This is a genomic window from Dyella sp. SG609 (genome assembly GCF_012275375.1).
Taxonomy (GTDB): domain Bacteria; phylum Pseudomonadota; class Gammaproteobacteria; order Xanthomonadales; family Rhodanobacteraceae; genus Dyella_D; species Dyella_D marensis.
In genome coordinates, this window is sequence record NZ_JAAZQJ010000001.1 from 268,058 (window position 1) to 281,811 (window position 13,754).

General features: G+C 68.9%; 13 protein-coding genes. 7 read left to right on the forward strand and 6 right to left on the reverse strand.

What is annotated here, in order from left to right; all coding sequences use genetic code 11:
- Positions 1 to 83 precede the first annotated feature (83 nt).
- From FHW85_RS01260 to FHW85_RS01270, 3 genes are all read left to right on the forward strand, one after another.
- A complete protein-coding gene (locus FHW85_RS01260) occupies positions 84 to 470 on the forward strand; it encodes a hypothetical protein (RefSeq protein ID WP_167254287.1) in 387 nt (128 codons plus the stop codon).
- Positions 471 to 573: 103 nt separating this feature from the next.
- On the forward strand, positions 574 to 1,605 hold the full coding sequence (locus FHW85_RS01265; RefSeq protein WP_343203662.1) for an aminopeptidase: 1,032 nt from the start codon (positions 574 to 576) through the stop codon (positions 1,603 to 1,605).
- 101 nt (positions 1,606 to 1,706) lie between these two features.
- Positions 1,707 to 2,984, forward strand: coding sequence for a dicarboxylate/amino acid:cation symporter (locus FHW85_RS01270; protein WP_167254291.1), 1,278 nt, complete (start codon positions 1,707 to 1,709; stop codon positions 2,982 to 2,984).
- A gap of 1 nt (position 2,985) precedes the next feature.
- On the opposite strand, the gene FHW85_RS01275 is transcribed toward FHW85_RS01270, so the two are convergent.
- Positions 2,986 to 3,810 carry a cytochrome c gene (locus tag FHW85_RS01275; RefSeq protein ID WP_168647070.1) on the reverse strand — a complete coding sequence of 275 codons (825 nt, stop codon included), beginning with the start codon at positions 3,808 to 3,810 and terminating at the stop codon, positions 2,986 to 2,988.
- Between the two features lie 422 nt (positions 3,811 to 4,232).
- Here FHW85_RS01275 and pncB point away from each other — a divergent pair, with 422 nt between their 5' ends.
- On the forward strand, positions 4,233 to 5,426 hold the full coding sequence (gene pncB, locus FHW85_RS01280; protein ID WP_167254295.1) for a nicotinate phosphoribosyltransferase: 1,194 nt from the start codon (positions 4,233 to 4,235) through the stop codon (positions 5,424 to 5,426).
- A 210-nt stretch (positions 5,427 to 5,636) separates the two neighbouring features.
- Here the strand turns inward: pncB and FHW85_RS01285 are convergent, their stop codons facing one another.
- From FHW85_RS01285 to FHW85_RS01295, 3 genes are all read right to left on the reverse strand, one after another.
- A complete protein-coding gene (locus tag FHW85_RS01285; protein WP_168647071.1) occupies positions 5,637 to 6,443 on the reverse strand; it encodes a MetQ/NlpA family ABC transporter substrate-binding protein in 807 nt (268 codons plus the stop codon).
- A gap of 188 nt (positions 6,444 to 6,631) precedes the next feature.
- Positions 6,632 to 7,315, reverse strand: coding sequence for a methionine ABC transporter permease (locus tag FHW85_RS01290; RefSeq protein WP_167254299.1), 684 nt, complete (start codon positions 7,313 to 7,315; stop codon positions 6,632 to 6,634).
- Positions 7,312 to 8,322: a methionine ABC transporter ATP-binding protein gene (locus FHW85_RS01295; protein ID WP_167254301.1), complete on the reverse strand. Its 1,011-nt coding sequence runs from the start codon at positions 8,320 to 8,322 to the stop codon at positions 7,312 to 7,314. Before FHW85_RS01295 ends, FHW85_RS01290 begins: the two co-directional genes overlap by 4 nt.
- A gap of 89 nt (positions 8,323 to 8,411) precedes the next feature.
- Between FHW85_RS01295 and FHW85_RS01300 the strand changes: the two genes are divergently transcribed.
- Positions 8,412 to 8,897, forward strand: coding sequence for a glutathione peroxidase (locus FHW85_RS01300; protein ID WP_168647072.1), 486 nt, complete (start codon positions 8,412 to 8,414; stop codon positions 8,895 to 8,897).
- On the opposite strand, the gene dacB is transcribed toward FHW85_RS01300, so the two are convergent.
- Positions 8,882 to 10,429, reverse strand: coding sequence for a D-alanyl-D-alanine carboxypeptidase/D-alanyl-D-alanine-endopeptidase (dacB, locus tag FHW85_RS01305; protein WP_168647073.1), 1,548 nt, complete (start codon positions 10,427 to 10,429; stop codon positions 8,882 to 8,884). The two genes, FHW85_RS01300 and dacB, sit on opposite strands and share 16 nt — an antisense overlap.
- Before the next feature lie 11 nt (positions 10,430 to 10,440).
- Entirely contained in the window at positions 10,441 to 11,805 is a 1,365-nt protein-coding gene (locus FHW85_RS01310; RefSeq protein ID WP_168647074.1) for an MATE family efflux transporter, read from the reverse strand.
- Positions 11,806 to 11,969: 164 nt separating this feature from the next.
- On the opposite strand from FHW85_RS01310, the gene FHW85_RS01315 reads away from it, so the two are divergent.
- Positions 11,970 to 12,452: a peptidylprolyl isomerase gene (locus FHW85_RS01315; RefSeq protein ID WP_167254309.1), complete on the forward strand. Its 483-nt coding sequence runs from the start codon at positions 11,970 to 11,972 to the stop codon at positions 12,450 to 12,452.
- An 89-nt stretch (positions 12,453 to 12,541) separates the two neighbouring features.
- Positions 12,542 to 13,729 carry an NAD(P)/FAD-dependent oxidoreductase gene (locus FHW85_RS01320; RefSeq protein WP_168647075.1) on the forward strand — a complete coding sequence of 396 codons (1,188 nt, stop codon included), beginning with the start codon at positions 12,542 to 12,544 and terminating at the stop codon, positions 13,727 to 13,729.
- Positions 13,730 to 13,754 lie beyond the last annotated feature (25 nt).

A 13,754-nucleotide genomic window follows, 5' to 3' on the forward strand; every position in this document is an offset into this window, starting at 1 on the left:
GCGCCGGAAGAGGGCGTTTCCGCTCAGTGCGCATTCAACGCACCGGGCCTAGCGTGGCGCCATCAACCTCCGCGAGGTGCCCCATGAAACGCCTGCTTGCCGGCCTGACCCTGGTCGCCGCCACCGCGGCCCTGTCGGGTTGCTACTACGATCCGGGCTACAGCTACGTCCGCAGCTCCAGCTATGTGGGCGACGCCTATTACGGCTCCGGCCGCACGGTGGTCTACGACGACGGCTATTACGCGCCGGCCTATCCCACCTATTACAGCGGCGGCTATTACGGCTGCTGCTACGCCCCGCCGGTGACGGTGGGCATCAGCGGCGTGTGGTACGGCGGCGGTTCGCGCTGGCACGACCGCGGCGGCCGCTATTACCGCGGCGGCGGCAACTGGCGCGGCGGCAACTGGAGCGGACATCGCGGCAATTGGAGCGGCGGCCGCGGCGGGCACTGGAGCGGCCACGGCCGCTGAGTCCGCCCTGGCCCGCTGAGGGCCGGCCCGGCACAATCGCCGGATGGGCTATCCGGGTAAGCTTCTGCCGCAACGACTCAACAGGCTCATCGTCCTCGTGGCGGTGGGCCTTTTGCTATCCGCCTGCGGCGGCCTGCGCTACTACGCCCACGTGGCGCACGGGCAGAGCCAGCTGCTGTTGAAGCAGCGCCCGGTCGACCGGGTGATCGCCGACCCCGCGACCAGCCCCGCCCTGGCCAGGCGCCTGGAGCTGGCCCGGCAGGCGCGCCGCTTCGCCTCGCAGCAGCTGGGCCTGCCCGACAACCGCAGCTATACCCGCTACGTGGAACTGGGCCGCCCCTACGTGGTGTGGAACGTATTCGCCACCCCGCGCTATTCGGTGGATGCCGTGCGGCATTGCTTTCCGGTCGCCGGCTGCGTGGCCTACCGCGGCTATTTCGACGAGGCCAAGGCCAAGGGCGAGGCCGCGCGGATGAAGGCGGAGGGCGACGACGTCTACGTCGGCGGCGTGTCCGCGTATTCCACCCTGGGCTGGTTCGCCGACCCTATCCTCAGCAGCATGCTGCGCTGGGACGACGACGAGCTGGCCGGCACCATCTTCCACGAGCTGGCGCACCAGCTGATCTACGTGCAGGACGACAGCGCCTTCAACGAATCCTTCGCCAGCTTCGTGCAGGAGCAAGGGCTGAAGGAATGGCGCGCCTCGCGCAAGCTGCCGCCGCTGCTGGGCCGCGAGCAGGCCGAAGACGACGGTTTTACCAGGCTGGTGCTGGATCTGCGCAACCGCCTGCGCCAGGCCTATGCCAGGGGCGGCGACGAGGCGGCGCTGGAGGCGGCCAAGCAGGCGGAGATCGCCGCGTTCCGCGAACGCTATCGGCAGTGGCGCGAGGCGAACTGGCCCGACGACCACCGCTACGACGCCTGGGTGGCGGCCCCGATCAACAACGCGCGCCTGCTGCCGTTCGGCCTGTACGACCAGTGGAAACCGGCCTTTGCCGCGCTGTTCCACCAGGGCGAAGGGCAGTGGCCGGTGTTCTACGCCGACGTGCGCCGGCTGGCGAAACTGCCCAGGGATGCGCGTGACGGCGAGCTGCGCCGTCTTGCCGGGGCAACGGCCGGCGGGCAGGCTCCATAAGCCTGGATCGTTCCTGAAACGAAACGCTGTGTTGCCGTATGGACGTCCAGACGGCCATAACCGGTGTATGGTCGAGCCTTTCGCGTGCGTGGAGAAGGCCCTTGAAGCTGGTGTCCTGGTGGCTCGGTATCCGTTTCTGGAAGCGCGTGCTCGCGGGTTTCGTGCTGGGCGCGCTGGCCGGCTGGGCGTGCGGACCGGGCGCGGTGGCGTGGTTCCAGCCGCTGGGCGACGTGTATGTGGCCTTGATCAAGATGATCGCGGTGCCGCTGGTGTTCTTCGCCGTGGTCAACAGCGTATCGAGCCTGCACGGCGTGCAGCGCATGGCGGCGCTGGGCGGACGCACCTTCCTGTGGTTCGCGGTGACGGCCGCGCTGGCGGTGGGCGTGGGGCTGCTGGTCGGGCATCTGACCAACCCGGGCCTGGGCGTGGGACAACTGGCGATGGCGGCCGACTACAAGGTGCGCGAAGTGCCCTCGGCGGTGAAGGTGCTGCTCGACGTGGTGCCGACCAATCCGTTCCGCGCGCTGTCCGAGGGCAAGATCCTGCAGGTGATCTTCTTCGCCGGCCTGCTCGGCCTGGCCCTGGTGAAGATCGGCGAGAAGTCCGCGCGCCTGCGCGAGCTGTTCGGCGAGGCCAACGACGCCATGATCCAGGTCACCCGCTTCGTGCTGGAGATGACGCCGATCGGCACCTTCGGCCTGATCGCCGCCCTGGTGGCCGGCTACGGCTTCGAGAAGCTGCTGCCGCTGGGCAAGTTCGTGCTGGCCTTGTATGCCGCGTGCGCGGTGCAGATCGTGCTGGTCTACGGCGGCCTGCTGCTGGCGCACGGGCTCAGTCCGCGCCGCTTCTTCCGCGGCGTGCTGCCGGCGATGCAGGTGGCTTTCACTTCGTCCTCGAGCTTTGCCTCGATGCCGGTGGCGCTGCGCAGCGTGACGCAGAACCTGGGCGTGGCGCCGGCCTATGCCTCGTTCGCGGTGCCGCTGGGCGCCAGCATCAAGATGGACGGCTGCGGCGCGATCTATCCGGCGATCAGCGCGATCTTCGTGGCGCAGTATTTCGGCCTGACGCTGGAACCCGCGCAGTACTTCGTGATCCTGCTGGCCTCGGTGCTCGGCTCGTTCGGCACCGCCGGCGTACCCGGCACGGCCACGGTGATGGTCACCCTGGTGCTCAGTTCCGCCGGTCTGCCGGTGGAGGGTATCGGCTATCTGGTGGCGATCGACCGCGTGCTGGACATGATGCGCACCATGACCAATGTCACCGGCCAGATGCTGGTGCCGGTGCTGGTGGCGCGCGAGCAGGGGCTGCTGGATATGGACGTCTATCTGGGCGAGGCCGCGCCCACCGCCTTGCACGCGGAGCAGGAACCCGCGCGCTGACTCAGGGGCCGTGCTTGCGCCCGGCCATGTGGCGCAGGTAGGCGAGCAGGGCGTCCAGGTCGGCGTCGCTCAGCACCTTGGCGTCGAAGCCCGGCATCTTCGCCTGCGGCCAGTGGCGCAGCGACTGCGGATTGCGCACGTAGGCGCGCAGCAGGTCGGCGCGCAGGTATTCGGTGGGGTTGTAGGGCACGTTGAGGTCCGGTCCCAGCCTGGCGTCGCCCTGGCCGTTGAGCGTGTGGCAGGCCAGGCAGATGCGCTGGAACACCTCGAAGCCGCGGCGCTCGGGGCTGGCGGCGGCCAGCTTCGGGTCCGGCGCCATGGCCGGGAAGCGTGCCGCCACCGCATCCAGCTTGCGGATCGACGCCAGCTGGTAGGGCCACTGCTCGGGATTGATGCCGCCGGCCTCCGGCTGCGTCCACACCACGTAGAACGGCCCGGCGCTCTGGCTCTTGCCGGGCAGGGCGGGCCAGGGCTGGCCCGGGTCTTCAACAGCGAGCCAGGCCTGGGCGCCGTGACCGTCAAGGACGTGACCGTCCAGGATCAGTGCCGCCGGCACCTCAGCGGCGAAACCATCGCTGGCGACGAACTGCAGGTGGTCGCCCGCCGCCGCCCCGGCCAGCAGCGCCTTCAGCGGCACGGCGCGGTAGCGCATGGCGCGGTGGTAGGCGACGTCCTGGGGGATCTCGATGCCGCGGGTGTCGGGGCGCGCGGCCAGCTGGCGGCTGTCCAGCGTCTGCACACCATGGCCCAGGTCGATCTTGAGCTCGGCGGCGCCGGCGGGCAGGGCGATCAGGAGTGCGAGCAGGCACAGGCGGCGCAGAAGCATGGGTGGGTTCCCGGGAAGGAAAGCACGGCATTGTGGCATGCGCTTTCCACCCGGCACGGCCGCGGAGGCCGATGCCTGCAGCTCGAAACCCGTTCCCGGATTTTGCCCGGGTTTTCCGAAGCTGGCGGAAACCTGAACCGATCTAAATCCGCTCTTGAACTATGTCCCGCCCGACCGCACTAACCACTCGTATCGCCGTGAGGCGAAATGAGATGGGGCAGAAGACCGCGCCATCGGGGGCCGCCTCTGTTTCTCCCCCTCTTTGTTGAGGACGGCCTGACAAGACCCCGGTAGCTACTCCCCTGGCTACCGGGGTTTTCATTTTTCCGGCCCTTGGAAAGGTTCCCAGGCTCGCGTTCCAGCGCGGCGCACGGGGATAATCGCGGACGGCTCGCGCCGCTTCCTTCCCCGCCGGATACCCGATGATCATCCGCTCCCTGCTCGACACCGACCTGTACAAGTTCTCCATGATGCAGGTGGTGCTGCACCACTATCCGGCCGCCCAGGTCGAATACCGCTTCAAGTGCCGCAACCCGGGCATCGACCTGGTGCCGTACATCGAGGAAATACGCGCCGAACTCGACGCGCTGTGCAGCCTGCGCTTCAGCGAGGAAGAGCTGAACTACCTGCGCTCCTGGCGCTTCATCAAGAGCGACTTCGTCGACTTCCTCGGGCTGTTCCAGCTCAATGCCAAGTACGTAAGCATCGAACCGGCGGCCAGCGGCAACGGCGAGATCGAGATCCGCATCGTGGGGCCGTGGCTGCACACCATCCTGTTCGAGGTGCCGCTGCTGGCCATCGTCAACGAGGTGTACTTCCGCACTACGCATCCTGGGCTCGGCCTGGACGAAGGCCGCCAGCGCCTGCGCGACAAGATCGCCCTGCTGCGCGACACGCCCGGCTACGAAGGCTGCCGCATCGCCGACTACGGCACCCGCCGCCGCTTCTCGCGCGAGTGGCAGGCCGAGGTGGTGGAAGCGCTGCGCGACGGGCTGGGGCCGAAGCTGGCCGGCACCAGCAATGTGTGGCTGGCCTGGAAGCTGGGCCTGACCCCGCTGGGCACGCTGGCGCACGAATACCTGCAGGCGCACCAGGCGCTGGGACCGCGCCTGCGCGATTCGCAGGTGGCGGCGCTGGAAACCTGGGCCAAGGAATACCGCGGCGACCTGGGTATCGCACTGTCCGACGTCTACGGCCTCAACGCCTTCCTGCGCGATTTCGACATGTACTTCTGCAAGCTGTTCGACGGCACCCGCCACGACTCCGGCGACCCCTTCGCCTGGGGCGAGCGCGTACTGGCGCACTACCGCGCCAACCGCGTCGACCCCAGCAGCAAGGTGCTGGTCTTCAGCGACGGCCTGGACATCCCCAAGGTGATGCAGCTGTACCAGCACTTCCGCGGCCGCTGCCTGCTGGCCTTCGGCGTGGGCACCAACCTCACCAATGACGTGGGCCCGGCGCCGCTCAACATCGTGATCAAGATGATCCGCTGCAACGGCCAGCCGGTGGCCAAGCTCAGCGATTCGCCGGGCAAGAACATGTGCGAGGACAAGGCCTATGTGGCGTATCTGCGGCAGGTGTTCGAGATACCCGCGCCGGCTGAAGAAGCCGCCTGAGAGACAGGTTGCGGTTCGCCACACGCTCGTCATTCCGGCGCAGGCCGGAATCCAGTGACGATACCGCTTGGTTATCGCAATGAACTTCAAGAGCGGCACTTTTAAGCGCATTCACTTCATTTGGCGTGTCGCCACTGGATTCCGGCCTGCGCCGGAATGACGAGCAAAAAAAAGCCGGGCCAGGCCCGGCTTTTTCGCAGGTAACGCCGCTCAAAACGCCGGCAGCACCGCACCCTGGTACTTCTGCTCGATAAAGGCCTTGATCTCCGGGCTGGTCAGCGCCTTGGCCAGCTTCTGCACGCGCGGGTCGTCCTTGTTGTCGGGGCGGCCGACCAGGTAGTTCACGTAGGGCGAATCCTTGCCTTCGATCAGCAGCGCGTCCTTGGTCGGATGGAGGCCGGCGGCCAGCGCGTAGTTGGTATTGATCAGGGCCAGGTCCACTTCGTCCAGCGTGCGCGGCAGCATGGCCGCTTCCAGCTCGCGGAACTTCAGGTGCCTGGGATTGGCGGTGATGTCCTTCTGCGTGGCCAGCTCGTCGTTCGGGTCCTTCAGCGTGATGATCCCGTGGTGCGCCAGCAGGAGCAGGGCGCGGCTGTTGTTGCTCGGGTCGTTGGGCAGGGTGACGGTGGCGCCGTCGGGCAGGTCGGCAATGTTCTCGAGCTTGCGCGAGTAGGCGCCGAACGGCTCGATGTGCACGCCGGTGACAATGGTGAGCTGGGTGCCGCGCTGGCGGTTGAATTCGTCCAGGTAGGGCTTGGTCTGGAAGTAATTCAGGTCGATCGCCTTCTCGGCCACCTGGGTATTGGGCTGCACGTAGTCGGCGAAGACCTTGATCTCCAGCTCCACTCCTTCCTTGGCCAGCAGCGGCTTGACCTGCTTGAGGATCTCCGCGTGCGGCACGGCGGTGGCGGCGACCACCAGCTTCTGGCTGCCGCTGCCGGCAGCGTCGCCGGAACCGGAGGACGAGCACCCGGCCAGCGCGAGCAGGGCGGCGAGGGCGAGGAGCAGCTTCTTCATGGGCGTCGGAATCCTTGATGCGATGCACCAGAATAGCCGTCCATACGGCTGGTTGCAAAGCGGCGATGCCGGCTTTGCGGGAATAGGGAATAGAGAATAGGGAATCGGAAGAGCAGTACGCTGCAAGCTTGCGGCACTCCGCTCTTCCTATTCCCTATTCCCTATTCCCGCCCAAGCCCCAGCCCCGCTCAAGACCGGGTATAGCGCGCCACCACGCGGTCGCCGACCATCTGCAGCAGCTGCACCAGCACGATCAGAAGCACCACCGTGACGAACATGTAGTCCGACTTGTAGCTCAGGTAACCGTAGCGATACGCCAGGTCGCCCAGACCGCCCGCGCCGATCGCGCCGCCCATCGCGGTATAGCCGACCAGGGCGATGGCGGTGACGGTGGTGCCGGCGATCAGGCCGCCGCGGGCTTCCGGCAGCAGCACGTGCAGCACGATCTGCCAGGTGCTGGCACCCATCGCCTGGCTGGCCTCGATCACGCCGCGCTGCACTTCGCGCAGCGCCGTTTCCACCAGCCGCGCGAAGAACGGCGCGGCGCCGATCACCAGCGGCGGGATCGCGCCGCGGATGCCCAGCTTGGTGCCGACCAGGGCATAGGTCAGCGGCATCAGCACGATCATCAGGATGATGAAGGGGATCGAGCGCAGCACATTCACCACCAGCGACAGCGCCGCATAGAACGCCGGCATCGCGCGCAGCTGGCCCTTGCCGGTGAGGTACAGCAGCACGCCCAGCGGCAGGCCGATCAGCACGGTGAGGGCGAGCGAGCCGCCCAGCATCAGCAAGGTGTCGATGCAGGCGTGGCCGATCTCCGCCCAGTCGTCGATGTTCGGAAACAGGCTTTGCAGCAGGGGCGCGCTCATCGGGTCAGTTCCTCGATCTCGATACCGGCGGCGCGCAATGCCAGCAGCGCCTGGTCCACGTTGTCGCCCTGCATCGCCAGGGTGAGCTGGCCGTAGGGCAGGTCCTTGATGCGGTCGATGCGGCCGGCCAGGATGTTGAAATCCACGCCGGTGTCGCGCGCCACGCGGCCCAGCGCCGGCGTCCACGTCGCCTCGCCGCGGAACGACAGGCGCAGGATGCGGCCCGGCACGTGCGTGTACGGCGCCAGTTCGCCGGCGGCTTCCTCCGGCAGCGCCTCGTTGACAAAACGCTTCGTAGTGGGGTGCTGCGGATGCAGGAACACGTCCGCCACCGCGCCGTGCTCGACGATGCGGCCGGCGTCCAGCACCGCCACGCGGTCGCACACGCGGCGCACCACGTCCATCTCGTGGGTGATCAGCACGATGGTGAGTTTCAGCTCGCGGTTGATCTCGGCCAGCAGCTCCAGCACCGAGGCGGTGGTCTGCGGATCGAGCGCGCTGGTCGCTTCGTCGCACAGCAGGATGGACGGCCGGTTGGCCAGTGCGCGGGCGATGCCGACGCGCTGCTTCTGGCCGCCCGAAAGTTGCGCCGGGTATTTGGCCGCATGGGCTTCCAGGCCCACGCGGCGCAGCAGTTCGTCCACGCGTGCGGCGATCCTGCCGGCGTCGCGCTCGCCGGCCAGGCGCAGCGGGAAGGCGATGTTGTCGGCCACCGTCTGCGAGGCGAGCAGGTTGAAATGCTGGAAGATCATGCCGATGCGCCGCCGCTGCGCGCGCAGCGCGGCATCGCCCAGGGTGGTCATCTCGGTGTCGCCGATGCGGATGCTGCCGCCGCTGGGGCGCTCCAGCAGGTTGATCAGGCGGATCAGCGTGGACTTGCCCGCGCCCGAATGCCCGATGATGCCGAACACCTCGCCGTCGGCGATGTCCAGGCTGAAGGGCTGCAGGGCGGGGATGTCCTTGCCGTCGACGCGGTAGGACTTGTGGACATCGGCAAAGCGGATCACGACGGGCCTTGGACAGTGACCGGGAGGCGGCATTCTATGCCACGCGGGGCTTTGGCGTAGACTGCCGCCACCCTTGACGGAGCTTTGCCATGACCACGGTCTACGACTTCAGCGCGCGCGACATCGACGGCAACGAGCGTTCCCTCGCCGACTGGCGCGGCAAGACCCTGCTGATCGTCAACGTCGCCTCCAAGTGCGGCTTCACCCCGCAGTACGAGGGCCTGGAAAAGCTGTGGCGCGCCGGCCGCGACCGGGACCTGGTGGTGCTGGGCTTCCCCTGCGACCAGTTCGGCCACCAGGAGCCCGGAGACGAGGCCGAGATCAAGAACTTCTGCAGCCTCAGCTACGACGTCACCTTCCCGATGTTCGCCAAGATCGAGGTCAACGGCGCCGGCACGCATCCGCTCTACAAGTGGCTGAAGAGCGAGGGCAAGGGCATCCTCGGCAGCGAGGCGATCAAGTGGAACTTCACCAAGTTCCTGGTCGGTCCCGACGGCGAGGTGGTGAAGCGCTACGCGCCCACCGACACACCGGAAAAGATCGCCAAGGACGTCAAGGTTCAATTGGTCGGCTGAGCCGCTACGGCTTTCTGTGGCAGCGGCGCTTCCGCGCGCAGCCCGGCCAGCATTTCGGCGATCGCATCGATGTCGCGGCTGGCGCCGGGCGCGCCGGCCGGCGGGTCGTAGTTGTTGAGCATGATGGCGAACGCCAGGCGTTCGCCGCCGGCGGTAGTGACATAGCCGGCCAGGCAATGCACCAGCGACATGCTGCCGGTCTTGGCGCGCAGGTTGTTGTTGGCCGGCGTGTCGCGCATGCGCCACTGCAAGGTGCCGTCCACGCCGGCCAGCGGCAGCCCTTCGAACAGCACCGGCGCATACGACTGCGCGGCGAGGAAGGACAGCAGGCGCGCCATCGCGTTCGGCGTGCTGAGGTCGCGGCGCGACAGGCCGGTGCCTTCCTCGATCACCGTGCTGCCCGGCGGCAGGCCCATCTGTTCGAGCAGCTCGCGCAGGCCGCGCATGCCCCAGTTCTCGGTGCTGAGAAAGCCGGTGGGCGGCGAGGGGCCTTGCATCGCCGCGGCCTGCGCGCGCACGCCGGCGATCAGCAGCAGGTTCTGCAGATACAGGTTCTGCGAGCGCTTGAGGCCGCGCTGGAGAATCTCGCCGACCGGCGGCGATTGCACTTCGGCGATGATCCTGGCGTCCTCGCGCAGCTCTTCGTCGCTCTGCGGCCAGTGCAGCGCGCGCACGCCGCCTTGCAGCGCCACGCCATGCCGCGCCAGCGCGCTGCGCAACTGCTCGCCGGCGAACAGCGCCGGATCGTACGCGGCCAGCTTGAAGCGCTGCGGCGGCGTGCGCGCGGCGATGCTGCCGAACGCATACAGCGTGCGGTCGCCCGGCGCGCGGTAGAGATTGATGTCGTTGCGCACGCCGCGCGCGCTGGTGGCGATGCGGTTGGCGACCTCGGGCACGGCGCCGGCGGGGTCCAGCGTCACGATCGCCGGCCGGCCTTCCGCGCCGGGGGCGACCGTCACTTCGACCTGGTTTTCCTGCACGCTCAGCGCGGACGTGGGCACGGCGAACCAGCTTTGCAGGTCCGATGCTTCCCAGCCCGAACCCATCGACGGACTGGCGAAATAGCTGTCGTCCGCGACCAGTCCGCCTTTGACGGTGCGGATGCCGCGCGCCGCCACCTGTTGCGCCATGTGTTCCGCCCAATCCGCCGTGGCGCGGTCCGCGCCCAGGGTGGGGTCGCCCATGCCGTACAGGATCAGCGGGCCGTCCAGCACGCCGTTGCGCACCTGCTCGCCGGCCAGCAGGCGGGTGGGGATGCGGTAGTCGGCGCCGATCTCGCTCAGCGCCAGCGCGGCGGTGAACAGCTTGGCGGTGGAGGCGGTCTGGTACAGCCGGTCGCCGTCGTGCGCGTACAGCGTGCGGCCGCTGTCCAGCGACACCACCGCGATGCCCCAGCGCGCGCCGGCGAAGCGCGGCTGCGCGATCTGCGCGTCGATGCGCGAGGCCAGCGACGAGGCTTCGTCGGCACGGGCGGCGCCGCACAACGCGGCGAACAGGGCGAGCAGGGAGCTGATCCGTAGCAGTTGGTTCATGGCGCGCAGTATTACGCAGCCTCGCGCAGATGCGGCAGCGGGGCGATCCACGCATCGCGCCGGCGCAGCCGCCAGGCGATCCAGCCCAGCCCGGCGCCGCGCACCGCCATGAAGGCCAGGAATGCCAGCCACAGGCCGTCGTTGCCCCAGCCGCGCGCGGCCCAGGCGAGCAGGGCGAACAGCGCCACCGCCAGCAGCATGCCGTCGCGCATTTCGCGTCCGCGCGTGGCGCCGATGAACAGGCCGTCCAGCAGATAGCTCCACACCGCTACCACCGGCAGCGCGGCCAGCCACGGCAGTGCGTGATAGGCCACCGCGCGCACTTCCGGCAGGCTGGTCTGCAGGTCCACGAACAGTGGGCCGCCGCCGGCGAACAACAGCGCAAAGCCGATGCTGCCCAGCAGCGACCAGCCGCCGGCCACCACCAGCGCACGCCGCAGCGCCTGCGCATCGCGCGCGCCGATGGCGTGGCCACACAGCGCCTCCACCGCATTGGCCAGCCCGTCCAGGCCGAAGGCGGTGAGCATCAGCCCGTTGAGCAGCAGCGCATTGGCCGCCACGGTGGCGTCGCCCAGGCGCGCGCCGAGCAGGGAGATGCTGAAGAACACGCCTTCCAGCGCCAGCGTGCGGATGAAGATGTCGCGGTTGACCATCAGCAGCGGCCGCCAGTGCGCCCAGCCGCGCAGCGCCTGCCAGTCCACGCTGCCCGGCCAGCCTTGCACGGCGCGGCGCGCGCGCCACAGGCCGTACAGCGCGCCGCACCACTCGCCGCAGGCGGAAGCCAGCGCGATGCCGGGCACGCCCCAGCCGAAGCCGAGTACGAACAGCAGGTTCAGCGCGATATTCACCAGGTTGGCCACCAGCAGCAGGGCCAGCGTGGTGCCCGCCCGCTGCGCGCCGATGAACCAGCCGGCCAGCGCGTAATTGAGCAGGGCGGCCGGCAGGCCGAGCAGGCGCAGCTGCACATAGCCCTGGCCGCGTTCGGCCAGCGCCGGCGTGGCGTGCATCTGCCCGATCAGCCACGGCAGCAGCGGCAGCATCAGCAGGCCCACCGCCACGCCCAGCACCGCGGCCAGCAGCAGGGCCTGCACCTGCACCGTGCGCAGCGCGGCGCGGTCGCCCGCGCCCTCGGCCTGCGCGGCGAAGCCGGTGGTGCCCATGCGCAGGAAGCCCAAGCTCCACACCGGCAGGGCGTAGATCGCGCTGCCCACCGCCACGGCGCCAAGATCCTGCGTCTGCGGCAGATGCCCGGCCACGGTGCTGTCGACCAGGGCCACCAGCGGCACGGTGAGGTTGGACAGGATCATCGGTACGGCCAGCGCCCACACCCGCCGATGGGTGGGACGGTGGCGCCAGGCTTCGAGGAGGGTCGACATGGGCGGCGGATGGCGGGGGACGACGCAGCGTAGCGCTGAGCGCGGCGCCGTGGAAAACAGCGCATTGACGCCCAAGCTGGTAGTCTTCCCGGCCATTGCCTCGCCGGCCCCCATCCATGCATGGGCCTGGACCGGTTCCACTTTTCCCCCTTTGCGAGATCACCATGCAGATTGCCGAGAGCTCCGTCGCTTCCTTCCATTACACGCTGACCGACGACCAGGGTCAGGTGCTCGACAGTTCCGAAGGCCGCGAGCCGCTCACCTATCTGCACGGCGTCGGCCAGATCGTGCCGGGCCTGGAGAAGGCCATGACCGGCCGCCAGGCCGGCGACCAGTTCAAGGTCGACGTGGCGCCGGAAGAAGGCTACGGCGTGCACCACGCCGAGCTCACCCAGTCGGTGCCGCGCGAAGCGTTCCAGGGCGTGGAGGACATCCAGCCCGGCATGCAGTTCCAGGGCCACGGCCCGCAGGGCGTGATCAACGTCACCGTGACCGCAGTGGACGACCAGGTCGTGCATATCGACGGCAACCACCCGCTGGCCGGCAAGACCCTGCATTTCGCCATCGAGGTGACCGACGTGCGCGCGGCCACCGAGGAAGAACTGGCCCACGGCCACGTCCACGGCGAAGGCGGCCACGAGCACTAAGCAGTGATGCGCGCCGGCCCGGTCTCGACCGGGCCGGCTTTTTTTATGGGCGCCGTGCGCCCGCTTGCCCGCTCAAGGATCGAGTCGCCATGCAGGACTCCCTGCGCATCGCCATCGTCGGCTACGGCGCCGCCGGCCAGGCCGCGGCGCTGTTTCTCGCCGCCCAGGGACACGCGCTGAGCGTGTACGAGCAGGCGGCCACGCCCGGCCCCGTCGGCGCCGGTTTCCTGCTGCAGCCCACGGGCCTGGGTGTGCTGTCGCGTCTGGGGTTGCATGAAGGCGCACTGGCGCAAGGGCAGCGCATCGAGCGCCTGCATGGCGAGAATCGCCGCGGCCGCCGCGTGATGGACATGCGCTACGCCGACCACGCGCCGGCCTGCTTCGGCCTGGGCCTCACCCGCGGTTCGCTGTTCACCCTGCTGCGCGATGCCTATGGCGATGCCGCGCGCATCCATACCGGCGTATGCATCGATGCAGTGGCCGAGGACGGCATGCACCTGCGCGACAGCGCCGGCGGCATGCACGGCCCGTTCGATCTGATCGTGGTTGCCGACGGCGCGCACTCGCGCCTGCGGCGCCATCTGCCGCAAGCGCAGCGCCGGCGCGAGTCGGTCTATCCGTGGGGGGCGATGTGGTGCCTGCTGCCCGCGGGCGACTGGCCGCACCGCGGCGAACTGCGCCAGCGCTATGCCGGCACGCGCGAAATGATCGGCCTGCTGCCGGTGGGGCGGCGGGTGGACCGCGAGGGCGACTGGCTCACTTTCTACTTCAGCCTGCCGGGCGAGCAGGTGGACGGCTTCGACGACGCGGCGCTGGCGCGGCTGCGGCAGCGCGTGGAAGAGCTGTGGCCCGAAGCGCTGTATTTGCTGGACGGCATCGACACGCCCGCGCACTTGCATCGCGCACGCTATCGCGACGTGGTGCTGCGCCATCCGGTGCACGGCCGCGTGGTCTTCGTCGGCGATGCGGCGCACGCGATGAGCCCGCAGCTGGGGCAGGGCGTGAACATGGCGCTGCTGGATGCGCAAGCGCTGGCCGATGCGCTCGCCGCGCAGGCCACGACCGATGCGGCCCTGGCCGATTACGCGCGCCGCCGCCGCCATCATCTGGCCGTGTATCAGCGCATCAGCCGCTGGCTGACGCCGCTGTTCCAGTCGCAGCGCGATGGCCTGGCGTGGTGGCGCGACGTGGCCTTCCATCCGCTGAGCCGCCTGCCGCTGGCGCGCGGGCAGACGCTGAAGATCCTTACCGGCACGAAAAAGGCCTGGTGGCGTTGACCACCGGGCCTGCCCGGTAAAACGG

Bases quoted from the DNA above. Each gene is read 5' to 3' on its own strand.
- FHW85_RS01260 (WP_167254287.1), top strand. From the start codon at position 84: ATGAAACGCCTGCTTGCCGGCCTGACCCTGGTCGCCGCCACCGCGGCC.
- FHW85_RS01275 (WP_168647070.1), bottom strand. From the start codon at position 3,810: ATGCTTCTGCGCCGCCTGTGCCTGCTCGCACTCCTGATCGCCCTGCCC.
- pncB (WP_167254295.1), top strand. From the start codon at position 4,233: ATGATCATCCGCTCCCTGCTCGACACCGACCTGTACAAGTTCTCCATG.
- FHW85_RS01285 (WP_168647071.1), bottom strand. From the start codon at position 6,443: ATGAAGAAGCTGCTCCTCGCCCTCGCCGCCCTGCTCGCGCTGGCCGGG.
- FHW85_RS01290 (WP_167254299.1), bottom strand. From the start codon at position 7,315: ATGAGCGCGCCCCTGCTGCAAAGCCTGTTTCCGAACATCGACGACTGG.
- FHW85_RS01300 (WP_168647072.1), top strand. From the start codon at position 8,412: ATGACCACGGTCTACGACTTCAGCGCGCGCGACATCGACGGCAACGAG.
- dacB (WP_168647073.1), bottom strand. From the start codon at position 10,429: ATGAACCAACTGCTACGGATCAGCTCCCTGCTCGCCCTGTTCGCCGCG.
- FHW85_RS01310 (WP_168647074.1), bottom strand. From the start codon at position 11,805: ATGTCGACCCTCCTCGAAGCCTGGCGCCACCGTCCCACCCATCGGCGG.
- FHW85_RS01315 (WP_167254309.1), top strand. From the start codon at position 11,970: ATGCAGATTGCCGAGAGCTCCGTCGCTTCCTTCCATTACACGCTGACC.
- FHW85_RS01320 (WP_168647075.1), top strand. From the start codon at position 12,542: ATGCAGGACTCCCTGCGCATCGCCATCGTCGGCTACGGCGCCGCCGGC.